Source organism: Vallitalea okinawensis, assembly GCF_002964605.1.
Lineage (GTDB): Bacteria > Bacillota > Clostridia > Lachnospirales > PQDH01 > Vallitalea_A > Vallitalea_A okinawensis.
Genome location: NZ_PQDH01000007.1, coordinates 1 through 23450 on the forward strand (window position 1 = coordinate 1; position 23450 = coordinate 23450).

The window sequence follows — 23450 nt, forward strand, 5'->3', positions numbered from 1 at the left end:
TGTTTAATACATCATCTTTTGATAATTTGATTGCTTCTCTTATACGATCATGATCTTCTTTACTATAAAGCTTTAATATAGTCTTTTCTCTCTCAGTGGATAACTTTTCTCTCATTCGATTTTTAAGCTCTATCTCTGTTATCTCACCTATCGAAATTGGATATGTAGTTTGTTCTAATAAGAGAACAATCTCATTCATAGTACTTACTACTTTATTATTGATTGAAAGTTGTATTTGATTTTTGTTTATTGTTATTAATACATCTATCATCTTTGACACTCCCTTAACTTTATTGAATTGTAGTATAATTGAGATAATAGGAAATCAATTGTTGCATTAATCATTATGTTAAATTATAACATATAATGTAACATAATTGAATCTTATATATAGAAAAGAATATTACCTAAATTCTAGTTCACATACTAGGTTAACTTTTTATTTAATGAACTTGACACCGAATGTACGTTTGTGTATTATAAACATATGGAAGGTGATCTATATGAAGGTATTAAATAAACCAATTGACGTGATTACTTGGACAAAAGAGAATGGATCTATGATACCTTTTAAATTCAGAATAACTGAAAATGATAAAACTTATTCTTGTAAGATACAGGTTCAAAGTTCTGAAGAAATTAACTCTGCGGAAAAATATTATATATACACTTGTCAAACTGAAATAAATAATCAAACTAAGATGTGTGAAATTAGATATAGTAAAGATGCAATGACATGGACCTTATTTAAGATATAAAATTAATGGTACATCACTTTCAATGATGTACCTTAGAGATTTCTTAGAACCATTTCATCATAACTAAATTTCACATTTAGTTTTATGCACCTCTATAATAAAGATCGTTAAACCAAAAGCCACGACAATTTGCTGATGCAAGAGATTCGAAAGTTATTTTTTTGACATTTTTACTATAAAAAGATATATCTTTACCACCTGAACTTGAAGCTTGAATAACAAATTTTAAACATTTGTGGTTTTCTAGTTCTACTAGAATAGTCAAAAGGCACTCTTCAGTATTTGCGAATAAATCAACACCCACAAAGATTTCAGTAGGGTCATCACTCTGAAACATCACCTGATTTTCACCAGAATTTAACACAAAAGTCGAACTATCAAAAAGTATTGATTCAACAGGACATTCACATGTGCGATCTGTTTCAGAACCTCTTAGGATAATAGTTACAGTCCAAGACCCAAAACAAGTCCCTCCATCTAAACTATCACTTTTACATTCTACTGTTATTTTACGAGCCTGTTTTGTAGTAGCAATTATTTCATTACTAGAAAATATATCATTTCTAGGTATTTCGAACTCCAAACACTCACCATTCTCCAATTCCACAAATACAAGTATATTGCAGTCTGTGCTTGACCTACTTAATCGTAACTTAATTTCAACTGGTTCATCACTTTCAAAGATTTTTAAGCATTCTCCACATTCTAAAGAAAAATTTCCGCCAAATCCTCGTGTATTATTAACAGGACATTCGCATTCACGTTTAGATAGTTTTTCAAATTTATGTTTATCTTTATACACTATAAAATCACCTCGTCCATTTTCACTTAATATAATATATGCTTGTACAATTCTTATAGTGCAATAGACTGTAGCTTAATATATGATTTATAAATCTTTTAAACTTCTATAAATTCCAATTTAATCTATTATATGATATAATTCACTTAAGATTAAAAAGATTTTGAAGGGGGGAGTATATACTAGATGGTTAGTTTTAAAGAGTTTAGAGAAAAAGTAATTAATATTTTAATTGAGTTTGCTGAGCAAAATAGTGAAAAACTGGTTTGGATTTCAAATGACCATACGACATTTGAAGAAGTTAAAGATATATCCGGGATTCTCGTCAAATGAGTTAATAATTTACTCTTGTACAAATATGTTTTAAGCGCCTCTATAAAATATCATATTACTCCAGAGGCCATGACAGTTTGTTAGAGTAAGACATTCAAGAGTTATCTTTATGATATTTTTACTATAAAAAGATATATCATTGCCAAAACCTGAACTTGGAGCTTGAATAATAAATTTTAAGCAATTACAGTTTTCTAGTTCTACAAGAACAGTCAAAAGGCTCTCATCAGCACTTTGTGATAAGTCAACAGCCATAAAGATTTCAGTAGGTTCATCACTCTGAAATATCACTTGCTCTTCACCAGAACTTAACACAAAACCAGAAAAATCTGTAAGAGTTGCTCCAACTGGACATTCGCATGTACAATCTATTTCACAACCTCTTTGGATAATGAATATAGCCCAAGTTCCAAAGCAAGTTCCTCCATCTAAACTATCACTTTTACATTCTACTGTTACTTTACGAGCTTGTTTTGTATTAGTAATTATTTCATTTGAAGAAAATGTATCATTTTTAGGAATTTTAAAATCCAAACACTCACCATTCTCCAGTTCGACAAATACAAGTATATTACAATCTATGTTGCTGGTCCTACTTACTCGCAACTTAATTTCAACTGGCTCATCACTTTCAAAAATCTTAAAACATTCTCCACATTCTAAAATGAAATTCCCGCCAAATACAGGTGTAGAATTTATGGGACATTCGCATTCACGTTTAGATATATTTTCAACTTTATGTTTATCTTTATATGACATAAATTTACCTCGTCCATTATCACTTAGTATAATATATGCCTGTACAATTCTATTAGTGCAATAGACTCTAAACTACTCATTAGTAAACGTGATATTGAAAGAGATAGTAGGATTTCCTGCTATCTCACATTAATCTAAATTTCTTTTCGTAGAGTTCTTTATTGTATGCATAAACTGTAACTATTTCATTATTATCTTTCATCAAATTATACTCTTCATATTGGTCTCTTTCACCCGTTATCGCAGACTTTATAGAATCTCCTTCATAAATTTTTATTTTTTCATCAATCCACCCGCTTGTTTGATTAGTCATATTATAAACTGCTAATATCTTTTCTCCATCATAAAACAGATGATAAAGTATTGGGTCTCCATGGATTGAATATCTTAGAGCTGTGATAGCATCAGGTTTTTCATTTTTTATATTTCTTAAAAACTCCTTAAACCTATTAAGGTTTTTTGGTACACCGACTACACTAGATACAACCTGATTCACATTACAATCATAAGTATGGTCATTGCTTGAAATTCTAAAATATCTATAAAATCTATAAAATCTATAAAATCTATAAAACATCTTATCACCTTATATATCCCTTTATCCTCTACTCTATTATATTAATGATAGATCTTTTTGTGTGGTATGTATCGTTTCGAATTAGATCTTTTAACAAGGTCGAGATTATTCTCTAAATCTATCTTTAGTATATGACCTTAAACGCTAAAGGAGTTGATTGATTATGACTAATATGTTAAAATTATCTAAACTAGTAAGATCTACTCAAAAACCAAAAGGAGGCGAAATTATGAATGTCAAATCAAATACTTCAAAAATCTTCATTGTAGTTATCAGCCTTTTATGCCTATCAATCATCTACATATCCTTAAGAAATGAAACTAAGATATTAAATACAACACCCAGTAATGAAACTGAGAACTTAAATGCAACATCTAATAATGAAACTGAGAGCTTAAATGTGACACCTAATAATGAAACTGAGAGCTTAAATTCAACACCACATATTGAAACTATAACATTTCCTTCACTTGATGAACTCGACATTACTGCTGATCTATATTTAATAGATAGTACTTCACCAATTGTCCTCCTCTTTCATCAAGCTAAATCTAGCCGTGGTGAATACTTGGAAATTGCACCAAAGTTAAATGATCTAGGGTATAATGCCATGGCTATTGATGCAAGACGTGGATTTAGTAATACGGATATAAATAACGAAACAGCAGAGAGGGCTAGAGAAAAAGGATTAATCCCTACATATCTAGATGCTTTGGCAGACCTTGAAGCCGCCATCCAGTATGCTGAAGAAGAACTTAACTATGATAATATTATTACTTGGGGTAGCTCCTATTCAGCGTCACTTGTTGTTGCTTTTTCTCAAAAACATAGTGATACTGTAAAAGCTGTTCTTGCATTTTCACCAGGAGAATATTTTTGGATTGAAGATAAGACAATTGCAGAGTACGCAAAAGAACTCAATTTGCCTACTTTTATTACAGGCGCAAAACGTGAAAAAGAAGAATACAATCTGATTTTTGAAGCCATTGCTAGCGATTATAAAATTTGTTTTGAGCCAGATGCTAGTGGTGCCCATGGATCATATGCATTATTGGAAAGAACTCAAGGTCATGAAGAATATTGGGATGCAGTAAAAGACTTCCTAGATAACTTAGAATAACTTCCTAAATAAATCTTATCTCTAGAGTTTTAATTGTATCTCTAAAGGGGGATTTAATCCCCTTTTAACTTTGCCAATACTGTAGCAAATTCAGCTCTGGTTACTGTTTCATCAGGTCTAAATGTACCATCAGGATAACCAATCATTAATCCTGCTCCTGTTGCTTCCTCAATATTTTTCTCTGCCCAATGTCCCTCAATATCTGAAAAAGTAACTTTATCCTCTGTATACTCAATATCGTACCATTCGCATACTGTTCTAGCAATTACCTCAGCACATTGAATTCTAAAGTCATTATCTTTTAATAGCTCCAACTCATGAGGATTGCTATAATAGGCATGTTCTAATAAAATCGCTGTCATATCAGCATCTCTGCATATAGCAAAGTCTGTCCATGTATTAGGCTCAGATAGTCTAATACCCATGTCCTTATTGGAAGTATGTTATTAGCATGTTTCTGTCTGCATCTGGTTCTCCTTCACGCTTAAACTGCTTATTAACTGCTAGAGTATATTTAGTAATTGCAAGTGGTTCTGCTAATTCAGAGTATCTTATGTCTGGATTCCTTGCTAGTCGCCCCATAAGTATAGTCAGTAACTGTTACTCTTATTGCACTTGCAATATTTTTATTTATTTCAATAATAACCGTAATCATTGGAACTAGTCTTACTGTTAGAAGATTACATGACCTTAATGTGACTGGTTGGTTGGTACTAGTTAATGCACTAATCAGAATCATCACTTTATTTTTTCATATTTGTTTTACCTTTATTCCTGGTACCAAAGGACCTAATAAGTATGGTGACGATCCCTTGGGTGTTTCACTAATTGACCTCAAAACATAGATTGAATTCTATGTTTTTTGTATGAGATCCTATCCTAATTAAATATTGTTTTAGTTAATGTTATTATTTTCCATTTACATTATAAAAATTATTAAATATCATTAGTACAAGCTAATACTACCTCTACGAAAGGATCTTTGGTATGAAGTATTTTCAAATTACAGCCTTTATATTAGAAACAATGACCTTCTTATCCGTTGAATTTTTTTTGATTATTTATACTCTTCGTATGTGGTTAGACAGACATTGGACAAGAACACATACATCTAAGTTAATTATTAATACTCTTATATCTTTAGCCTTTTTTTTGTTATGCTTTATTTACTTCAGTATGCCATATCTCAAAGATTTACCCTTCTTAATATCAGGAGATTATAAGACTGCTAAAGGATATGTACACACAGAACGATTAAGCAAAAGTCTACATGAAGAAGTTACTATGGGTAGAATTAATGTATCCTTTTTTATAGATTCAGGTGCTAAAAAGAATGAAACATATATTCTTTCTTATTTACCTCACTCCAAAAGAGGTATAAATCTCGTTAAGTCTGATGGGACACCAGTAAAAGTAGATTTATTTTTTATAATTGTTCTTTTATTTTTTATTGTCCTATATTTTATGGGTGTATACGTTTATTTTTTCATATACTAAACCTGTTATTTAAAAACCATCGAACTCTGGTAAATTATCAAACTCTTCTTCGTCCATCATGTCACTAATTAACTTATATCCAGTCAGCTCTTCTATGTAATAAATATCATTACCTTGACTATAGACACTTAATTCGGCTTTAATTTCACTGTAATTATCATCTGTAAGATTGACTCTATCCTCTTCATCTGCATATTCGTCATAAGATTCTAATTCGATAACAAGCATTTCTATAGCTGTATCCAATCTATCAAATGCACACCAGCTACCTTCATAACTAACTTTATAAACATTTATATTTTCAATGCCCTTACCCCTTTCTTTACTAAACCGAACTTTTATTAGTATTTACTCATAACATATCCCTAATCTTGTATAAACTCAACGCTGTTTTTGCTGTTGAAAAATGTAACTAACGCTTGTACCAAATATTGAATATAATGTAGTAGAAGTTTTTATTTAGAAAGGAGTACTTTATGTCAAATCACCCATTCGCATATGTAACCAATAATTCAGATGACACTGTATCTGTGATACAAACAATAGATAATACTGTAATTGATACTATTACCGTTGGAAATGGTCCTATTAGAATAGCAATTACACCAAATGGACAGTTTGCATATGTTACTAATTTCATCGATGGCTCTGTATCAGTGATTTTAATATCAAATAATACTGTAATCGATACTATCACTGTTGGAAATTTTCCTAGAGGTCTAGCAATAACTCCAAATGGACAATTTGTGTTTGTTGCTAATGGTGGTGATAACACTGTATCTGTAATTCAAATATCTGATAATACTGTAATTGATACTATTACCGTTGGAAATTTCCCTACTAGAGTAGCAATAACTCCTAATAGCCAGTTTGTATATGTTACAAATGCTAGTGATGACTCTGTGTCAGTAATTCAGATATCTGATAATACTGTAATTGATACTATAACTGTTGGAGATTTTCCTACGGGAATAGCAATAACTCCTAATGGTCAGTTTGCATATGTAACAAATGGTAGCGATGACTCTGTGTCAGTTATACGAATATCAGACAATACTGTTGTTGCTACCATAGCTGTTGGAGATGCTCCTGGTGCAGTAGCAGTTACTCCAAACGGACAATTTGCATATGTTACAAATAGTAGCGCTGACACAGTATCAGTTATTCGAATATCAGACAATACTGTTGTTGCTACCATAACTGTTGGAGATACTCCTCAAGATGTAGCAATTACTCCTAATGGACAGTTTGCATATGTTACAAATACTAGCGATGACACTGTGTCAGTTATACAAACATCAGACAATACAATTTTTGATACTATAACTGTCGGAGATCGACCTGTTGGAATAGCAATTCCTCCACCGTCAGCTCCTATAATTAACCCCTCTTTCGTTAAAGTAACAGTATCTAATATTGAGTTAACTGCCATTATTCGTGATATCAACTGAGTAACTTATACAGGTAGTACATTGCAAAGTTTCAGTAATATGCTACTTGTATATTTCATTTTTTATCTATTTAATAATCATTCCCTCACTTCATTAAATTGGACTTTAATTAAGACTATTATTCTTTTCATTTAACCGATCTATCATTTCTCTAGTTTCTGTTCTTCTTTTGCATTCAGAGTAGCCCGGACAAGTTTCTTCACAAGCTCTTTCATTAAAATCTGCCCCACATTCTTCTATTGGTAAATCAAGTTTACATTCTTTAATGATTAACTCTGGCATATTTAATAGTATTTCTTTCATTTACACTCCTCCTTACCTAAACCGAACTTTTATTAATATTTAATTCATGACATATACCTTATCTTGTATATAATCAACTTTCTAAAGTGTTTTTGCATTTGCCTCGCAAATGTAAATAACGCTTGTACAAATTATTGAATAGAATATAGCAGTGAATAGAATTTGAATTAGAAAGGAGCACTTTAATGTCAAATCAACCTTTTGCATATGTTACGAATGGTAACGATGACAATGTATCAATAATACGTTTATCAGATAATATAGTCGTCCTGACGGTACCTGTTGGAGATGTTCCTGAAGGAGTGGCAATTACTCCCAATGCACAGTTTGCATATGTTACTAATTTGGGGAATGATAATGTATCGGTTATACGATTATCTGACAATATGGTCGTTCAAACTGTAGCTACAGGAAATGGTCCTTCACTAATAGCAATAACACCCAATGGACAATTTGCATATGTTACTAACCAGTTTAGTGATTCTGTATCCGTAATTAGATTATCTGACAACACGGTCATTCAGACGGTGCCTGTTGGAAATATTCCTTTTGGAATAGCGATAACTCCTGATGGACAGTTTGCATACGTTATTAATTTTGGGGATGACAATGTATCAGTTATACGTTTATTAGACAATATAGTCGTCCAGACGGTACCTGTTGGAGATGGTCCTATAGGAGTGGCAATTACTCCTAATGGGCAGTTTGCATATGTTGCTAATTTTAGTAATAATAATGTATCTGTTATACGATTATCTGACAATATGGTCGTTCAAACTGTAGCTACAGGAAATGGTCCTTCACTAATAGCAATAACACCCAATGGACAATTTGCATATGTTACTAATCAAGTAAGTAATTCTGTATCTGTAATTAGATTATTAGACAATATACTTATACAGACTGTACTTGTTGGAAATATTCCTTTTGGAATAGCGATAACTCCTGATGGACAGTTTGCATACGTTACTAATTTTGTAGATGATGATGTATCAGTAATACGTTTAACAGATAATATGGTCGTTCAAACTGTGTCTGTTGGTAATGGTCCATTAGATATCGCAATCACTCCAATGCCAGCTCCTATAACTAATCCTTCTTTCGTTAAAGTAACAGTATCTAATATAGAGTTAACTGCCATTGTTCGTGATATCAACTAAATAGCTTATACAAATAGTACATTGCAAAGTATTAGTAATATGCTACTTGTATATTTCATTTTTAGTCTATTTGATTAAGAATCATTCTCTCTCTTTATTAAACAGAGCTTTTGTTAATATTTAGTTCATAGCAAATCCCTATTGTAATTTAATATTCTCTTTCCAAATGTAAATAACGCTTGTACTAATTATTGAATATAATGTAGTATAAAATATTGTATGGAAAGGAACATTTTAATGGCAAATCAACCTTCTGCATATGTTACGAATGGAAATGATGCTAGTGTATCAGTGATAGATTTATCAAATAATATGGTTGTTCAAACTGTACCTGTTGGAAATGGCCCCACTGGATTAGCCATAACTCCCAACGGACATTTCGCGTATGTTACTAATTCTGATGACAGTAATATATCTGTAATACGATTGTCTGATAATAAGGTCGTTCAGACCGTAACTGTTGGGAAATTACCTTATGGATTGGCCATAACTCCCAATGGACAATTCGCATATGTTACTAATTCTGGGGGCAATAATGTATCTATATTAAGATTGTCTGATAATAAGGTCGTTCAGACCGTACCTGTTGGAAAAGGTCCATTAAGATTGGCCATAACTCCCAACGGACAATTCGCGTACGTTACTAATACTGGGGACAGTAATGTATCTGTAATACGATTGTCTGATAATAAGGTCGTTCAGACCGTAACTGTTGGAGGTTTACCTAATGGAATAGCCATAACGCCTGATGGGGGATTTGTATATGTTGTAAACAGAGGTTCCAACGACGTATCAGTGATTCAAGTATCCCTAAATGAGGTGGTAACGACTATACGTGTTGGAGAAGACCCTATCGAAGTAGCAATAACTCCTGATGGACAAAATGCATATGTTACTAATATCACGTCTTATAATGTGTATGTGATATATTTACCATGGAATACGTTCGCTGATCTTGTGCGTATTGGGGGTGCTCCTTTAGGGATAGCAATTACTCCTAATGGGCAGTTTGGATATGTTGTGAATAATTATTCTGATACTGTATCAGTAATACGTCTATCAGATAATAAGGTCATTCAGACAACACATGTTGGAAATCAACCGATAGCAATAGCTATAACTCCAACTTCTAATGCTCTATCTAATCCCTCTTGTTAAAACTACAGTATCTAAAATAGACTTAAAAGACATCGTTTATGAAACGAGCTAAGCAATCCATACAGGTAGTACATTGTAAAAGTTTTTGTAATATGCTACTTGTATGTTTCATTAATACCGCCTCATTAAACACAATTTTAATAACTTAACGCCTCTGAGGTAATAATAATGCTGGAGGCGATATCATGAAAACTAAAATACTAGTAGCTTTTTGCTTACTAACTGTATTATTGTCATTGTCAATGAATCTCCCTACTAAAGGGTTAGATACCAATATAGTTGAATCAAAAACTAAATTCCCGAGACCACCTGAAAGATCAAATGAAGAGCTTTACAAAGATATTTTTATTACTTTACTGTTACCATATATTGACGATGAAATTGAAAATTATTATGGAAAGTCTTATTCAGTCGATCCCTGGACTGTCAATATTATTGATATTACAAGGCTAAATGGATATCGAACATTCTTATTCCTAATTACACTTGAAGTAAGTCCCTATACTGGCCCTCATAATACCGTAGGCATTGATAATATAACCTTCAAAGTATCCTCTGGTGATATTACAGTTGAAAACTTTGAACACATCGAAACCCTTGGACCTCTTCTCAAATAAACTAAGTTATGATTTAGCCACCTCTTGATTACCAATATCTGTTCATGGTATTATCCTCTAATAGAGGTAATAAATAGGATCAAACCAAAATCTTTCAAAATACTACAGTATACTTCTTTTACTTTAGCCGTAGTTATGTTTACAGTTTCTCTTTACTTTATTTGGTTTAAAGAGACTAATAGATACATAAGTCTAGTGATGTATTCCCTAATTATTATTAGTTTGATATTTAGAGCTCTCTACAATCGTTACTCACAAAAGTAAGATTTAGTACTTTTCAACACCTCTTAAATACTTTCTATTTCACTCCGTTAACACAGGTTAGTCGTAAAAAAACCTTTTTTCTTGAATAATTTTGTAACTTCATCACCTTTCTATGCGTACTATATATTACTACTATAAACAAAATTATAAGAAAGAAGTGATTATTTTATGATTAACTCAGATGTTAATCAAGTAAATAATTCTATTCCTGTATATGCTGTTAAAACTCAAATGCCCTCTATTATAACAACAGGTAATCGAGCTATTAGTGATCTTAGTAATGTACTAAGCGCTGCTGCGGAGAATTTAGGTCAATATTTATCTTACAGAGTTATATTAGGTGACCAAACTCAAGCTGATAACCTTACTATAGAAACCATTGAAGATGAGGAAATAGTACCTGTTGAATTTACTAATGGATATATTCAATTAGATGATGTCAATGTCAATACATCAACTCCTATTTTCATTACATTTAATGTTGAAGATACCTATGCATTTGTAATTGAATTAATTGATACTGATACAGGAAATGTGCTTGATACTGTTATAAAAACCGCATTTGTTATAACCCTCTCAAACTCAACCTCCTAAAGTGGGTTGGGTTTGAGCAAAGATTAAACTAACATTTAACTCGCCTTTTTCTCTTTACTCTTAGCAATTTCTATATATGCCAAACAAGGAACAGGGCTTTTCTTATAAACCAGTTACCTGGATAAAAGATTTTCATCTCTCTCACCTTCCTAAATGGTCCTTTAATTAAGATACTTTCTTTACTTTGTGATAATGCTTACATTCCCATGGCGCAGCATGTAAAAAATTCTGATTATACTTCTTACAATAGTAATAATAGCTGTAGATACAATGCCTGCAACAACTTCTAGTAAAGTAGTACTTACTATTTCCCATACTGATTCGCTTTTGTATTTAGTCGTAATCACCTTATCCTGCGTTAATCATTCAAAAAATAATTTATTTTAAACCACTTATTTGGTCCATCAACTGTTATTTTATTTACGATACTCTTTATAGCTCTATTCTTATCGTTCATGGAGTTATCTGGATTGTTTAGATATTCATATACAGATGTAATTTTATTTTTTATTTTTAAACCCTCAGCTAGAGAATCTTTGAGTTCCTGTAATCGTTTTGATACTTCAAATTGCTCTTTTTGAATAGTGTATTTATTTACTTTATACTCTTCTATGGTGTCAACTCCATTTAAAAATGCTTGTTGTGCTCTATCTAGCTTACTATCTAACTGTTTAAGTTGACGTTCTAGTATATATACTTCATTACTTGTATTACTTGCTGGGATTTTACTGAGGTTAAATTTAAGATCAAGTAAGTCTTTTTTGAGTTGTTCTAAGATAGCTGGCTCCAAATCGTTTAGATTAGCATAGTTACTTTTCTCACATTTACCTTTCGATTTGTTATTGCATCTGTAATAACGGTAGTTATCTTTACCCGAACCATAGACCATGGCACCACCACAGTATGAACATTTCAAGACACCGCGTAACCAATTTTTACAATCGCCTGAACCGGACCATTGTTTATTAAGAAATTTCTTTTTCCTGTTTTGTAGATTTGTCTGAGTTTTATGCCAATCACTTTCATTTATTATGCTTTTATGCTCTCCTTTAACTATGATCCATTGCTCCTCATCGTTTTTTGTAAGCTTTCCTTTAGATCTGCTTGTACAATTCCATCTAATGTATCCCATATAAATTGGATTGGACAAGATTCTCTCTATTGATCTAGTTTCAAATCTATTATTGTTTTTGGTCTTATATCCAAGTTTGTTAATCTCTTTAGCAATGTGTACAGGAGCCATTTGGTCATTGTTGAACTTATCAAATATATATTTGACTATATCCGCTTCCTCATCAGCAATTTCAAGAGTTCCCTTGTCTTTTACCACATATCCATACGGTGGACGCGTCTGAAACCCTCCACGACTGGCCTTTTCTAGCATTCCTTTTTTAACTTCATCAGATAGGTTTAAGGAATAATACTCAGCCATTGCTTCTAACATACTTTCTAGAATGATAGAAAATTTATCGTCTTCTAATTGTTCGGTGACACTTACAACTTTAATATCATGCTCTTTTTTTAATAAGGATTTATAAATAACACTATCCTCACGATTTCGAGCAAATCTATCAAAACGATGAACAATAATTAAATCAAATGGCTTAGGTTTGCTTTTGGCTATTTTTATCATTTTCATAAATGCTGGTCTCTTTTCTGCAACTTTCCCTGAGTAACCATCATCTATAAAAATATACTGTTCTGGAATGAGTATTTTATTTTTAAGTGCATATTCTAAAATGGCTTTCTTTTGTGCTTCTGGTGAATACTCAACTTGATCTACTGTACTTACTCTTATATAAGCAGCCCCAATAGTCATTAGCTTACCTTACTTTCTGATTTAACAAGTTCTGCCTTGAAGCCAGCTATTGAGTTTAGAAATGTTCTATTGAGCTTTACTGCAATATCGAATAGTTCCTTCTCTTTACAGCCATCAAGTTTAATGTTCTGATTGTTAATTGTTATTTCTGATTGAAAGCATCTAAACATCTTTTCACCCCATTAACATCCATAATAGAAATATATGTTTAGCTTCTTGTCTGATTGTCAATTAGTAATAAATCAATTATATGAAACTTCTAACTGCCTTATATACTTAAACGCATCAAAAAATAACTTCTTTCTAAGTATTAAATACTGAAAGAAGCTATAGACAAATTTGATTATGCAAAAGACACCCCCCCTTCCCCATAGTAGTTTCTACAGTTCGGAGGTCCTAACGGGGAACTAGGTGCTGCCATCAGATACTTAAATCAACGCTATAGTATGCCAACTAATAAGGCAAAAGCATTACTTACTGATATTGGTACTGAAGAATTAGCTCATGTTGAAATGATTTCAACAATGGTATATCAGCTTGTTCAAGGTGTTCCTGTCAAGGAATTAGAGAAGGCTGGTTTGGGGTCACAATATGCTGAGCATGATCACTGTCTCTTCCCAACAGATGCTTTTGGTATTCCATTTAGTGTAGCCGGCATTGGAGCAACTGGTGATCCTATTGCGGATCTACATGATGATTTAGCTGCAGAGCAAAAGGCAAGAGCAACCTATGAGCATTTAATGGATCTTACAGATGATCCTGACGTCATTGATCCACTTCGCTTCTTAAGAGAACGTGAAGTTGTTCACTTCCAACGTTTTGGTGAAGCTCTTAATGATGTTCAATTCAATATGGATAGTAAGAAGTATTATTAAAAATAATGCCCCATGTCCTATGACTTGGGGCTGTTTATCTTATATGTACTTACTTATCGAATACATTAACTCACCATCGTAGGAACTTCCTTCTGTCACTTCTTTATCAATGATGTAATCAAAGTTCATGCCAATTTTACTTAATACTCTTTTTGAAACTTCATTATCTTTATTAACAGTTGCAACTATTTTATCTAGATTCATTTGATCGAAGGTAAACTGAATAATGGCTTTACCAATTTCAGTTGCATAACCTTTCCCATAATATTCTTCAAAAAGACCATAAAATATTTCTGTATTTATTGTATCGTAAGTCAGTGGGAATAACCCAACAAATCCTATACATTCGTTACTATAATTCAAATACACTAATAAAAGAAAACCTTTAAACTCATTACTTGTACTTTCAGTGTATCTTTTTAATATTCTATCTAATAATTTTTTACATTCAGGTAATGTTCTTTCCTTTGCAAATGGAACATACTTCATCATCTCTACATCATTGACAATTCGATGTAGATGATGTAGGTCTTCTTTAGTAAAACTTTTAATGATTAATCTTTCTGTTTCTATCCTTATATTTCTATACATTTAATTGTTCCTCACATGAAATCCATTCATATTCAATATCTTCAAGATTTTCTTCATTATCTTTTCCTCTACCTATTATTTTAAAGCCATTTTTTTCGTAAAAATTTTGAGCTTTTGAATTAACCTGGAATGTGAAGAGTGTTAATTTACCTTTGGAATTATTTTTAGCTATTTCAAGTAATCTTTTACCTATACCCTTTCCTTGATAGCTCACATGAATATAAAGCTGACTAATCTCACGTTCATTGGAAGCTAATATACCTACTACTCTATTAAAATTTAAGTCAATAGCTATCATAACTTTATAATCTTTTCTCAATATATTATTTAAGAAATAGATATGATCTTCAAAGGAATGTATTTCTTTTTGTCCAATAGCCCTTTCCTTACTTTCTCTCCACATACTCACCGTAGCTACAGCATAAATTGGCTCATACTCGATTATTTTAATAGGTTCATTTTCCAAAAAATCACCTTCCATGGACATATCTATTAAAACAACATATTTTATTCATAATACTTCTCTTTAGACAGCTGGATTAAATTATTCTCATCCTCACTATCCCAAAAGATAACCCAGAACTTATTGATTCCAGCTCTCTTTAAAGCCTCATGTCGATGATTTCCATCATTAATTTCTAAGTACCCTTTATCATGATTAACGATCAATGGAGCCATTTCCCAGCCTTGTTTGATTAAGTCTTCCATCCTTTTAATCCTATTTTCCCAGTTTTCATATGGTTCATGAAACTTGATATCTTTTTCAGGTCCGCAACATCGATTAATTTTATCTAAATCATATATTATGGGGCCTAACCAGTATCGTTTCTGAAGCTTTAAGCCTTCAGAAAACGCAAAGTTATCTCCCTCAGAATTTAGAAAAAGATGTACCCATTCTTCGATTTTACCTTTTTCACTATATACTATTGCTTCTTCCACATTAAACTTCATCTATAGCCTCCTCTAATCACATCTGCAATTACCTGTTACATATATCTATAAATATGTTATAAAAACTTTAGTACAAAGACATCAACGAATTAATTAAAAAATATGAAGCAGTTTAATAATAATTAAAGTGGCTTATAGTCACCCAATGGTCCCTTCCAACGTACTTTACCAATAGTATTCTTACCAATCTGTATACTCTCTTTGGGACACTGGTGAAGACAGCGCATACATACGACACATTGATCACTGAAATGTACACCACGGTCATCTACTTTAATATTATTTCTTGGGCAAATTTTTTCACACTTTTTACATCTAATGCAACTTTCATCTGCCCAGAATTTCTTCTTAAGCCACCCCTCAGCTGTTCCCAATCCTACTTTAAGAGCATTGGATAGAAGTGATTGCCCTTTTTTAGTTATTAGATTAACACCACTATTAACAAGTAATTGATCTTTGCTATCAATCTTTTTTTCTATGCTCATGGTCATACGATCTACCTCAGGTATATACGAATAATCTCTATCTATATAACCTTGAACTTTCTTAGAATCAGGCTTCATAAATGCTAGTCCATCAGAACCAGGCATTGCTATATCCGCATAACCTATTGGTCGATAGCCTATCCCCTTAAAGAAATCAAATGCACTGTTGATTGCTGTTCCGCTAAAGAAACCTTTAGTACAAAAGATAAATACAGATTGAGTTTTGACTAGTGGTAAATCTACTAAATACTCTTTCACAAAGCCTGGTATATCACATGCAAATACCGGAAAACCAAACCCAAGTATATCATAAGCAGATATAGTATCTTTATCCATTTTTTCGATGGGGGTGCATGTAACCTCATGCCTTTCGTTATTGAATCGCTTTTGTATGTAACGAGCTATATATTCTGTGTTACCAGTACCACTGAAATATAAGACTAATATTTTCATAATCTTCCTTCTTCCGTTAAGTTCTTACTAACATTATATAACTAACAAAATTATACTGCAAATAGATTAATATCATTCCTTTCAATGTAATAAATAGCAAAGATCCCGAGTAAAGATTTACTCGGGATCTTGATTATATATATTTAATTGTAATTTACTTCGATGTATTGCAACTACAACTCTTCTTCTTTGATCCACCGTGAGGACAACCAATACATATGGCTCCTTTTCGTTTTTCGCTAATAATTTTTGCAATTGCTAATCCTACAATTGCAAGTATAACAATCATAACAATTATATTAGGCATATAATCCTCCTAAGCATTTAAGGCTACCTTTGCTTGTGACTTTTGATTACCTTTTCTCACAAGGTAAACTACATAACCACCCATAGCTAATACAGCTATTAAACCTGGTAAAAAGCCACTACCAAAAGCACCTGTTGTTATTAAAGTTCCTACTTGATATGTTACAAATGCAACACTATAGCCCATTCCAAATTGGAATGCGATTCCTGCCCATAACCACTTCTTACTCTCCATTTCTGAGTTCATAGCACCAATAGCGGCAAAACATGGAGGTGTAAAAAGGTTAAACATAAGATAAGCTAATGCAGCTACAGATGTTAAGCCCATAATACTTGCAACATCCGCTCCACCAGAAACTAGTGCTAATTCTTCTGTATCAATAAAGTTGGTTATGGAGTATACAACTGCTAATGTACCAACTACATTCTCTTTTGCTATAAAACCAGTAATTGCAGCTGCAGCAAGTTGCCATACACCAAATCCTAGAGGTATTAATAAAATAGCAAATGGTGATGCGATACTAGCTAGAATACTTGTGTTTTCTGCACCTTCAGCTACAACTTGGAATTGCCAGTTAAATGTTTGCATGATTTGTACTGCAGCATTACAAAGAAGGATAATTGTAGCTGCCTTAATAATAAAAGCTTTTGCTCTAGAGAACATAGAGATTGTTGCTCTCTTGATACTTGGGAATCTATATTCTGGTAATTCCATAATGAAGAATGATCTTGCGTTTTTCTCACCAGTAATTCTTACCACAATTAAAGCTCCAATAATAATGATTGCAATCCCTAAGAAATACATAGTCGTTCCTACCCAAGCAGCATCATTAAAGAACACACCTGCAAATAATGCGATAACTGGTAACTTCGCTCCACATGGCATAAATGGTGTTAACATTGCAGTTGTTCTTCTTTGTCTTTCATTTCTAATGGTTCTTGTTGCCATAACTCCTGGAATAGCACAACCTGTACCAATTACCATAGGGATAATTGATTTACCTGATAATCCAACTCTCTTAAAGAATCTATCCATTACTACAGCAACACGTGCCATATAACCACAATCTTCGAGTAACGCTAGTAAGAAGAATAAAACCATAATGAGTGGTAAGAAACCTACAACAGCTCCAACCCCACCTATAATACCATCTAAAAGAATGGCACTAAGGACTGGTGATACTCCTTCTCCAAGTAATCCCTCTACCCAGCCATAGAATGCATCTATCCAACCAACAAAGGTATCTGCTAAGAGTGGTCCTAGATGAGTTTGGGAAATGGCAAAAACTGTCCACATCACTAAAGCAAATATTGGAATACCTAGCCACTTATGTGCCAATACTCTATCAGCTGCATCTTGTTTGGTTTGACGATTACTACTTACTTTTCTATTTTCAACTTCCTTAACTATTTTTTTTACAACTTCAAATCGTTTTTTATCAGAAGCTTCAACAGCACTTCTATCAGCCATATTCAAATCTGAGCCATCAAATGGTGCTGTTTGGGTCTTGCCCTTTACTTCTACAACTTTAGTAATAAGCTTTTCTAGACCATTATCGCTCCCACTAGTGGATACAGTTTCAACAATAGGACATCCTAATTTTTTTGATAATTTTGCTACGTTAATAACTGTCCCTTTCTTCTTTGTTAAGTCACTCTTGTTAAGGGCAACAACAACTGGTATCCCAAGTTCAAGAAGTTGAGTTGTGAAAAATAAACTTCTGCTTAAGTTTGTTGCATCGACGATATTAATAATTACATCTGGATTTTCATTTTTAACAAAGTCTCGTGTTATGCTTTCTTCGGAAGTAAAGGGTGACATTGAATATGCGCCTGGTAGGTCTACTGCTGTCATTACAGCATTAGCCTTATTAAGACTTTTCTTAATCTCACCTTCTTTTTTATCAATTGTTACACCGGCCCAGTTACCTACACGTTCGATTTTACCTGTTATTGCATTGAATAATGTTGTTTTTCCACTATTGGGATTCCCTGTAAGTGCTACCTTCATAATTGCCTCCTTATTCATTACAAATAGTTAGCCTAGGCTAACTTATTATGTATAATCCCTCATTGGGTTTATGAAATTATATGTAAAAGTTAACCCTAGTTAACTTCATTACCAAAATAAGCTATATAATTATTGTTTCAGCTAAATCACTATCAATACTGTATCTTGCATCTTTTACAGAAATGACGTAGTTCTCAGCAAGTACTGATAACACTGTCACCGTTTCACCTGCGTAACATCCTAATGTAAATAAAAAGTTCTTCATTTCTTCATCATTAGTTTGAACATCTTTAATAATGTATTCTCTATCAATCTCTGCATTGGCTAAATTTGTCACTGGATAAATAGCTTCTTGTTTTTTATTATAAGCCTCTAATATTGATTTGCTTCTTATTGTATCATCCATATATTTAAACCTCCAAAGTGTATATCTTCTATACATCAATATTATTCTTCATCAAATAGCTCTTAATAGCTTCCAACATGTTATCACTAAGTACATGCTCCATCTTACATGCATTCTTAGCTGCTTCCTCATCCGCTAATTCAAGAGAATGTTTAAGAAATCGTGTTATTAATTGATGATTAGCATATATTCTATCAGAAAGTTCTCTTCCTTTTTCTGTTAATGTAATGGTTCCATAGGTTTCTTTATTCACAAGTCCTTCGGCTTTTAGATAATTCATTGCCTTCGATACACTGGGTTTTGATACACCAAGACGTTTTGCTATCTCCACTCCATGTGCATGACCATGACTATTTTCCAATATGTAAACTGTTTCTAAATACATTTCCATTGATTCATTATTACTCACTTTATCACTCCATTTATTTACTGGTAATAGTCATAACTCAATCATGTTAACCTTAATTAGCAAAACTAATTCTATACCTACCAACCTACTTTGTCAAGAAATTAATAAAGTTTGAATAAATTCTCTTTTTATTTTGTTATTTTCCACTTTAGATATATATCTATTTGCTGATACTATCCAATCATTGTATTTTTCCTTACTAAACACTCGTACACTTATAAGTATAGTATATTGAAATCGATTTGTCAATGATAATAATTTTCATTAACAAAAAAAATAAAGTAAACTAGCATATCATTTTTTTCCTTAGTGCTAGTTTACTCATTACTATTGATATTGAATAATAGATGATCTTATTTCATCCCACTTTAATGCATCAGCAATTCCTTTTTCAATGGATAGTTGAGATGCCCAATCTAATAATTTTTTTGCAGCATCAGCATTTGCGTAAGCACCTGCAACATCTCCCTCTCGTGGTGGTGCCAGTTCTTTATTAATTTGGGCTCCGTAAACCATTTCAAAAGCACTAACCAATTCTTTAACTGTAACCCCATTACCTGTTCCAATATTAATGACTAGATAAGAACCATTTGATGGATCAGCTTTGTCAAAAGCTCTTTCAAAGTTGTCAACAGCTTTTACATGAGCTAATGCTAGGTCCCATACATGAATATAGTCACGTATACCAGATCCATCTCGTGTTGGCCAATCTGTTCCTGTGATTTTAAAAACTTTCTCCCTCGCCCCTGCAACTTCAACTAACTTACCTAATACATGGGAAGGAAACTGAATTTGTAACCCGGTACGCATCTGTGGATCAGCACCAATAGGATTAAAATATCTTAGTGCAATTCCTTTCATATCATAAGCTCCACAGAAATCTTCTAATACCATCTCCATCATGAATTTTGAACGTGAATAAGGACTTTGAGGTTTTATGGGCGCTTGCTCAGTCACCATAAAACCAGGGACAATATCATAAATAGCTGCCGATGAACTAAAGACAACCTGTTTACAGCCTAGTTCTGCTAATTTTTTAAATAATATAATGGATTTAGTTACGTTTTCCATATAGTATGCAAATGGGTTTTTTACAGACTCTGGTACAACAATAAGTGCAGCACAATGAATTGTACACTTGATATCAGGGTGTTCAGAAAATATCTTCTCTAATAATGTAGTGTCAGCTATATCCCCTTTATAAAAAGCATGCCGATTAGCAAATTCTCGTCTTCCGGTAACTAAAGAATCTAGAATAATTGGGGTATGCCCTCTATCTTTTAGTGCTGAGCAAACAGTACTACCTATGTAGCCTGCACCACCTGTAATAAGGACTTTCATTGTCATCTTCCTTTCTAATTTAAATGTAGAATTTTTTCTTAAAAATCTGTTTAATAATTACTGATTTTAGATTTTATAAATATCGTAAACACCTCCTAATATAATTGTAATAGCTGACCTAGCGTAAGGCGCAAGAAAAAAATGAAGCTCTCTCTATAAAAAAATAGAAAGAGCTTCATTTTAGTAAAAAATTATTTTCCACCCATTGTGAGAGTCATAACCGCTTTTGCCGTATGTAATCGATTCTCTGCCTCATCATAAACAATAGAATGTGGTCCATCAATAACACTATCTTCAACCTCATTACCTCTATCAGCAGGTAGGGCGTGCATATACATTACATTTTTATTTGCAAGTGCCATCATCTCTTCTGTACACTTCCAGCTCTTATAGGATTCGAGTAAATCATCAACAACTTTGTCACTTTGATTATTGACCCAGCTACCCCAATTCTTAGGAATAACCACATCCGCGTCACGGTATGCTTCTTCCATGTTATGCGTGATGGTGAACTTACCTCCATTTTTCTCAGCATTCTCTCTCGCTTGCTTAATAGCCCACTCAGGTAAATCATAACCTTCTGGATATGCTAATGTCACATCCATACCAAAACGTGGAAATAGCAGTGATTGAGTTAGAGGTACTGAAATAGGCTTTTTATGGCTTGTTGCGTAAGCCCAAATGATAGAAACCTTTAGATTTCTTGTATCTCTCACTTTTTCTTTTATAGTCATGAGATCAGCAATCCCCTGCATAGGATGATACAAATCACATTGAAGATTCATTACAGGTACTGTAGCCCATTTTGCCATATCTCTTAAATATTTATTCCCAACTTCCCAGAAACAATTTCTACAGGCTATACCATGACCATATCTTGATAAAATAACAGCTGTATCTTTGGCTACCTCACCATGTGAAACCTGCATTGTACTTGTATCAAGGAAGTTACCATGACCACCTAATTGTGCAATGCCTGCTTCCATAGAGTTTCTTGTTCTTGTAGATTGCTCAAAGAACATCAAAAATGCTGTCTTATAAGGCAAGTAGGGTGTCTCAATCCCCATGGCGAATTTTTTCTTCAAGTCATAAGATACCTCTAATAAAGTTTCTATTTCTTCTTTCGTCCAATCTTGTAAGGAGATAAAATGTTTCCCTTTAAATATTGTTTGCATAAAAACCCTCTTTTCTTTTAAATTTTACTAATATACATTGTTGGTATAACGGCATACATAGCTGCTGCCTTAATCAATTCATCTTTCCATGTTCTTTCATTAGGTGCATGGGCTTGATCTTCATGACCAGGACCAAATCCAATGCAAGGAATATCATATCGTCCCATAATGGATACACCATTTGTTGAGAAAGTCCATTTATCTACAAATGGCTCTTTTTCAAATAACCCTTTGTAGGATTCTACTAATGTTTGACATGCTACATGTTCCTCTTCAACTACCCAAGAAGGGAAATAACATTGTGTAGGATATACAAGCCCTGTGTAAGCAGGTCTAGAATAATCATACATGGTGACTTCCGCTTGTGATGCCTTAACAGATGGTAAATTTTTTATTTGTTGCAATGCATATTCCCACGATTCGCCTGTTGTTAACCTTCTATCGATGGAAATTATACATCCATCAGCCACTGCACATCTAGACGGTGAACTAAAGAATATTTCTGATACAGTTAAGCTACCCTTTCCCAAAAAGGCATCATCTTTAAGATTCTCATGTAGCGCCTTCAATTCATTTAGGATTGGTGCCATCTTATAAATGGCATTATCTCCTCTCTCTGGAGCTGAACCGTGACAACTTAGACCTTTTGTTGATACTTTTATCTCCATTCGTCCTCTTTGCCCACGATAGATATTCAATGACGTAGGTTCTGTAATGACAACAAATTCTGGTCTAATCTTACTTTCTTCAATGATATACTGCCAGCACAGCCCATCACAATCTTCTTCTTGTACAGTCCCTGTAATAAGCAGCGTATAATCATCTTCAAGACCAAAATCCTTAATGATCTTTCCAGCATAGACCATGGAAGCCATGCCACCTTCTTGATCACTAGCACCTCGTCCTATGATGATCTCATCGTCCTCATAGCCTTCATAAGGATCATACTCCCATAAATTCTTTTCTCCAATACCGACAGTATCGATATGGGCGTCCATGGCGATTAAGTGCTTACCCTGCCCTATGTATCCTAAAATATTGCCCATAGGATCAATTTCTACTTTGTCAAAGCCAACTTGCTCCATCTCTTCCTTGATCCTAAGGATAACTTTTTCTTCATCGCAACTCTCACTTGAAATAGCAATCATATCACGCAAAAACTTAGTGATATCAGCCTCATAAGATTTAGCTTTCTCCAAGATTTCTTTAAATGCTAGACTCATTTACTTCCCTCC

Annotated in this window: 29 protein-coding genes and 1 pseudogene; 10 read left to right on the forward strand and 20 right to left on the reverse strand. The window is 33.1% G+C overall.

What is annotated here, in order from left to right; all coding sequences use genetic code 11:
- Both C1Y58_RS17470 and C1Y58_RS17480 read right to left on the reverse strand, forming a co-directional pair.
- Nucleotides 1–271: hypothetical protein (locus C1Y58_RS17470; RefSeq protein WP_157950178.1), on the reverse strand; the 271-nt coding region annotated here is incomplete at its 3' end.
- Nucleotides 272–840: 569 nt separating this feature from the next.
- Nucleotides 841–1560 carry a hypothetical protein gene (locus C1Y58_RS17480; protein ID WP_105617406.1) on the reverse strand — a complete coding sequence of 240 codons (720 nt, stop codon included), beginning with the start codon at nt 1558–1560 and terminating at the stop codon, nt 841–843.
- 186 nt (nt 1561–1746) lie between these two features.
- On the opposite strand from C1Y58_RS17480, the gene C1Y58_RS26535 reads away from it, so the two are divergent.
- Nucleotides 1747–1893 carry a hypothetical protein gene (locus C1Y58_RS26535; protein ID WP_157950180.1) on the forward strand — a complete coding sequence of 49 codons (147 nt, stop codon included), beginning with the start codon at nt 1747–1749 and terminating at the stop codon, nt 1891–1893.
- Nucleotides 1894–1923: 30 nt separating this feature from the next.
- On the opposite strand, the gene C1Y58_RS17485 is transcribed toward C1Y58_RS26535, so the two are convergent.
- Both C1Y58_RS17485 and C1Y58_RS17490 read right to left on the reverse strand, forming a co-directional pair.
- Nucleotides 1924–2652, reverse strand: coding sequence for a hypothetical protein (locus tag C1Y58_RS17485; RefSeq protein ID WP_105617407.1), 729 nt, complete (start codon nt 2650–2652; stop codon nt 1924–1926).
- Nucleotides 2653–2776: 124 nt separating this feature from the next.
- Nucleotides 2777–3229: a DUF4362 domain-containing protein gene (locus C1Y58_RS17490; RefSeq protein ID WP_105617409.1), complete on the reverse strand. Its 453-nt coding sequence runs from the start codon at nt 3227–3229 to the stop codon at nt 2777–2779.
- A gap of 229 nt (nt 3230–3458) precedes the next feature.
- On the opposite strand from C1Y58_RS17490, the gene C1Y58_RS17495 reads away from it, so the two are divergent.
- On the forward strand, nt 3459–4349 hold the full coding sequence (locus C1Y58_RS17495; RefSeq protein ID WP_157950181.1) for an alpha/beta hydrolase: 891 nt from the start codon (nt 3459–3461) through the stop codon (nt 4347–4349).
- 53 nt (nt 4350–4402) lie between these two features.
- On the opposite strand, the gene C1Y58_RS17500 is transcribed toward C1Y58_RS17495, so the two are convergent.
- Nucleotides 4403–4774 carry an S-layer homology domain-containing protein gene (locus C1Y58_RS17500; RefSeq protein WP_242985420.1) on the reverse strand — a complete coding sequence of 124 codons (372 nt, stop codon included), beginning with the start codon at nt 4772–4774 and terminating at the stop codon, nt 4403–4405.
- Nucleotides 4775–4957: 183 nt separating this feature from the next.
- On the opposite strand from C1Y58_RS17500, the gene C1Y58_RS27270 reads away from it, so the two are divergent.
- Both C1Y58_RS27270 and C1Y58_RS17515 read left to right on the forward strand, forming a co-directional pair.
- Nucleotides 4958–5194, forward strand: coding sequence for a DUF805 domain-containing protein (locus C1Y58_RS27270; protein WP_105617412.1), 237 nt, complete (start codon nt 4958–4960; stop codon nt 5192–5194).
- A gap of 142 nt (nt 5195–5336) precedes the next feature.
- Entirely contained in the window at nt 5337–5846 is a 510-nt protein-coding gene (locus C1Y58_RS17515; RefSeq protein WP_105617413.1) for a hypothetical protein, read from the forward strand.
- Between the two features lie 9 nt (nt 5847–5855).
- On the opposite strand, the gene C1Y58_RS17520 is transcribed toward C1Y58_RS17515, so the two are convergent.
- Entirely contained in the window at nt 5856–6092 is a 237-nt protein-coding gene (locus C1Y58_RS17520; RefSeq protein ID WP_105617414.1) for a hypothetical protein, read from the reverse strand.
- A 230-nt stretch (nt 6093–6322) separates the two neighbouring features.
- Between C1Y58_RS17520 and C1Y58_RS17525 the strand changes: the two genes are divergently transcribed.
- Nucleotides 6323–7297, forward strand: coding sequence for a beta-propeller fold lactonase family protein (locus C1Y58_RS17525; RefSeq protein WP_105617415.1), 975 nt, complete (start codon nt 6323–6325; stop codon nt 7295–7297).
- A gap of 105 nt (nt 7298–7402) precedes the next feature.
- Here the strand turns inward: C1Y58_RS17525 and C1Y58_RS17530 are convergent, their stop codons facing one another.
- Nucleotides 7403–7600, reverse strand: a complete 198-nt coding sequence (locus C1Y58_RS17530) for a hypothetical protein (RefSeq protein WP_105617416.1) — start codon at nt 7598–7600, stop codon at nt 7403–7405.
- 185 nt (nt 7601–7785) lie between these two features.
- On the opposite strand from C1Y58_RS17530, the gene C1Y58_RS17535 reads away from it, so the two are divergent.
- From C1Y58_RS17535 to C1Y58_RS17550, 4 genes are all read left to right on the forward strand, one after another.
- Nucleotides 7786–8760, forward strand: coding sequence for a lactonase family protein (locus C1Y58_RS17535; protein ID WP_105617417.1), 975 nt, complete (start codon nt 7786–7788; stop codon nt 8758–8760).
- A 237-nt stretch (nt 8761–8997) separates the two neighbouring features.
- On the forward strand, nt 8998–9918 hold the full coding sequence (locus C1Y58_RS17540; protein ID WP_157950183.1) for a beta-propeller fold lactonase family protein: 921 nt from the start codon (nt 8998–9000) through the stop codon (nt 9916–9918).
- A 185-nt stretch (nt 9919–10103) separates the two neighbouring features.
- On the forward strand, nt 10104–10535 hold the full coding sequence (locus C1Y58_RS17545) for a DUF3888 domain-containing protein (protein WP_105617420.1): 432 nt from the start codon (nt 10104–10106) through the stop codon (nt 10533–10535).
- Between the two features lie 432 nt (nt 10536–10967).
- Nucleotides 10968–11393: a hypothetical protein gene (locus C1Y58_RS17550; protein WP_105617421.1), complete on the forward strand. Its 426-nt coding sequence runs from the start codon at nt 10968–10970 to the stop codon at nt 11391–11393.
- A gap of 358 nt (nt 11394–11751) precedes the next feature.
- Here the strand turns inward: C1Y58_RS17550 and C1Y58_RS17555 are convergent, their stop codons facing one another.
- A complete protein-coding gene (locus C1Y58_RS17555) occupies nt 11752–13212 on the reverse strand; it encodes a recombinase family protein (protein WP_105617423.1) in 1461 nt (486 codons plus the stop codon).
- Entirely contained in the window at nt 13212–13382 is a 171-nt protein-coding gene (locus tag C1Y58_RS26540; protein WP_157950184.1) for a hypothetical protein, read from the reverse strand. Before C1Y58_RS26540 ends, C1Y58_RS17555 begins: the two co-directional genes overlap by 1 nt.
- A gap of 225 nt (nt 13383–13607) precedes the next feature.
- On the opposite strand from C1Y58_RS26540, the pseudogene C1Y58_RS17560 reads away from it, so the two are divergent.
- Nucleotides 13608–14087, forward strand: a pseudogene (locus C1Y58_RS17560) (manganese catalase family protein); the annotation flags it as partial.
- 39 nt (nt 14088–14126) lie between these two features.
- On the opposite strand, the gene C1Y58_RS17565 reads toward C1Y58_RS17560, so the two are convergent.
- The 11 genes from C1Y58_RS17565 to C1Y58_RS17615 all read right to left on the reverse strand — a co-directional run bounded on the left by C1Y58_RS17565 (nt 14127) and on the right by C1Y58_RS17615 (nt 23438).
- The gene (locus C1Y58_RS17565) at nt 14127–14678 is read right to left on the reverse strand and encodes a GNAT family N-acetyltransferase (protein WP_105617426.1); all 552 of its coding nucleotides are present in this window, start codon (nt 14676–14678) and stop codon (nt 14127–14129) included.
- Nucleotides 14671–15144, reverse strand: a complete 474-nt coding sequence (locus C1Y58_RS17570) for a GNAT family N-acetyltransferase (protein WP_105617831.1) — start codon at nt 15142–15144, stop codon at nt 14671–14673. Before C1Y58_RS17570 ends, C1Y58_RS17565 begins: the two co-directional genes overlap by 8 nt.
- A gap of 41 nt (nt 15145–15185) precedes the next feature.
- Nucleotides 15186–15629 (reverse strand): ParB/RepB/Spo0J family partition protein, encoded by a 444-nt coding sequence (locus C1Y58_RS17575; RefSeq protein ID WP_105617427.1) that lies wholly within the window; start codon nt 15627–15629, stop codon nt 15186–15188.
- Nucleotides 15630–15751: 122 nt separating this feature from the next.
- Nucleotides 15752–16567, reverse strand: a complete 816-nt coding sequence (locus tag C1Y58_RS17580) for an EFR1 family ferrodoxin (RefSeq protein ID WP_105617429.1) — start codon at nt 16565–16567, stop codon at nt 15752–15754.
- A gap of 154 nt (nt 16568–16721) precedes the next feature.
- On the reverse strand, nt 16722–16874 hold the full coding sequence (locus tag C1Y58_RS17585; protein WP_105617430.1) for a FeoB-associated Cys-rich membrane protein: 153 nt from the start codon (nt 16872–16874) through the stop codon (nt 16722–16724).
- 9 nt (nt 16875–16883) lie between these two features.
- Nucleotides 16884–18884: a ferrous iron transport protein B gene (feoB, locus tag C1Y58_RS17590; RefSeq protein ID WP_105617432.1), complete on the reverse strand. Its 2001-nt coding sequence runs from the start codon at nt 18882–18884 to the stop codon at nt 16884–16886.
- Between the two features lie 121 nt (nt 18885–19005).
- Nucleotides 19006–19290, reverse strand: coding sequence for a FeoA family protein (locus C1Y58_RS17595; RefSeq protein WP_105617433.1), 285 nt, complete (start codon nt 19288–19290; stop codon nt 19006–19008).
- 28 nt (nt 19291–19318) lie between these two features.
- Nucleotides 19319–19699 (reverse strand): metal-dependent transcriptional regulator, encoded by a 381-nt coding sequence (locus C1Y58_RS17600; protein ID WP_105617435.1) that lies wholly within the window; start codon nt 19697–19699, stop codon nt 19319–19321.
- A gap of 327 nt (nt 19700–20026) precedes the next feature.
- Nucleotides 20027–21040, reverse strand: a complete 1014-nt coding sequence (gene galE / locus C1Y58_RS17605) for a UDP-glucose 4-epimerase GalE (RefSeq protein WP_105617436.1) — start codon at nt 21038–21040, stop codon at nt 20027–20029.
- Nucleotides 21041–21231: 191 nt separating this feature from the next.
- Nucleotides 21232–22215 (reverse strand): ornithine carbamoyltransferase, encoded by a 984-nt coding sequence (locus tag C1Y58_RS17610; RefSeq protein WP_105617438.1) that lies wholly within the window; start codon nt 22213–22215, stop codon nt 21232–21234.
- A gap of 17 nt (nt 22216–22232) precedes the next feature.
- A complete protein-coding gene (locus tag C1Y58_RS17615; RefSeq protein ID WP_105617440.1) occupies nt 22233–23438 on the reverse strand; it encodes a YgeY family selenium metabolism-linked hydrolase in 1206 nt (401 codons plus the stop codon).
- Nucleotides 23439–23450 lie beyond the last annotated feature (12 nt).

Excerpts from the sequence above, each read along its gene's own strand:
- C1Y58_RS26535 (WP_157950180.1), top strand. The coding sequence starts at position 1,747 with ATGGTTAGTTTTAAAGAGTTTAGAGAAAAAGTAATTAATATTTTAATT.
- C1Y58_RS17485 (WP_105617407.1), bottom strand. The coding sequence starts at position 2,652 with ATGTCATATAAAGATAAACATAAAGTTGAAAATATATCTAAACGTGAA.
- C1Y58_RS17490 (WP_105617409.1), bottom strand. The coding sequence starts at position 3,229 with ATGTTTTATAGATTTTATAGATTTTATAGATTTTATAGATATTTTAGA.
- C1Y58_RS17495 (WP_157950181.1), top strand. The coding sequence starts at position 3,459 with ATGAATGTCAAATCAAATACTTCAAAAATCTTCATTGTAGTTATCAGC.
- C1Y58_RS17500 (WP_242985420.1), bottom strand. The coding sequence starts at position 4,774 with ATGGGTATTAGACTATCTGAGCCTAATACATGGACAGACTTTGCTATA.
- C1Y58_RS17515 (WP_105617413.1), top strand. The coding sequence starts at position 5,337 with ATGAAGTATTTTCAAATTACAGCCTTTATATTAGAAACAATGACCTTC.
- C1Y58_RS17525 (WP_105617415.1), top strand. The coding sequence starts at position 6,323 with ATGTCAAATCACCCATTCGCATATGTAACCAATAATTCAGATGACACT.
- C1Y58_RS17530 (WP_105617416.1), bottom strand. The coding sequence starts at position 7,600 with ATGAAAGAAATACTATTAAATATGCCAGAGTTAATCATTAAAGAATGT.
- C1Y58_RS17535 (WP_105617417.1), top strand. The coding sequence starts at position 7,786 with ATGTCAAATCAACCTTTTGCATATGTTACGAATGGTAACGATGACAAT.
- C1Y58_RS17540 (WP_157950183.1), top strand. The coding sequence starts at position 8,998 with ATGGCAAATCAACCTTCTGCATATGTTACGAATGGAAATGATGCTAGT.
- C1Y58_RS17545 (WP_105617420.1), top strand. The coding sequence starts at position 10,104 with ATGAAAACTAAAATACTAGTAGCTTTTTGCTTACTAACTGTATTATTG.
- C1Y58_RS17550 (WP_105617421.1), top strand. The coding sequence starts at position 10,968 with ATGATTAACTCAGATGTTAATCAAGTAAATAATTCTATTCCTGTATAT.
- C1Y58_RS17555 (WP_105617423.1), bottom strand. The coding sequence starts at position 13,212 with ATGACTATTGGGGCTGCTTATATAAGAGTAAGTACAGTAGATCAAGTT.
- C1Y58_RS26540 (WP_157950184.1), bottom strand. The coding sequence starts at position 13,382 with ATGTTTAGATGCTTTCAATCAGAAATAACAATTAACAATCAGAACATT.
- C1Y58_RS17565 (WP_105617426.1), bottom strand. The coding sequence starts at position 14,678 with ATGTATAGAAATATAAGGATAGAAACAGAAAGATTAATCATTAAAAGT.
- C1Y58_RS17575 (WP_105617427.1), bottom strand. The coding sequence starts at position 15,629 with ATGAAGTTTAATGTGGAAGAAGCAATAGTATATAGTGAAAAAGGTAAA.
- C1Y58_RS17580 (WP_105617429.1), bottom strand. The coding sequence starts at position 16,567 with ATGAAAATATTAGTCTTATATTTCAGTGGTACTGGTAACACAGAATAT.
- C1Y58_RS17585 (WP_105617430.1), bottom strand. The coding sequence starts at position 16,874 with ATGCCTAATATAATTGTTATGATTGTTATACTTGCAATTGTAGGATTA.
- feoB (WP_105617432.1), bottom strand. The coding sequence starts at position 18,884 with ATGAAGGTAGCACTTACAGGGAATCCCAATAGTGGAAAAACAACATTA.
- C1Y58_RS17595 (WP_105617433.1), bottom strand. The coding sequence starts at position 19,290 with ATGGATGATACAATAAGAAGCAAATCAATATTAGAGGCTTATAATAAA.
- galE (WP_105617436.1), bottom strand. The coding sequence starts at position 21,040 with ATGAAAGTCCTTATTACAGGTGGTGCAGGCTACATAGGTAGTACTGTT.
- C1Y58_RS17610 (WP_105617438.1), bottom strand. The coding sequence starts at position 22,215 with ATGCAAACAATATTTAAAGGGAAACATTTTATCTCCTTACAAGATTGG.
- C1Y58_RS17615 (WP_105617440.1), bottom strand. The coding sequence starts at position 23,438 with ATGAGTCTAGCATTTAAAGAAATCTTGGAGAAAGCTAAATCTTATGAG.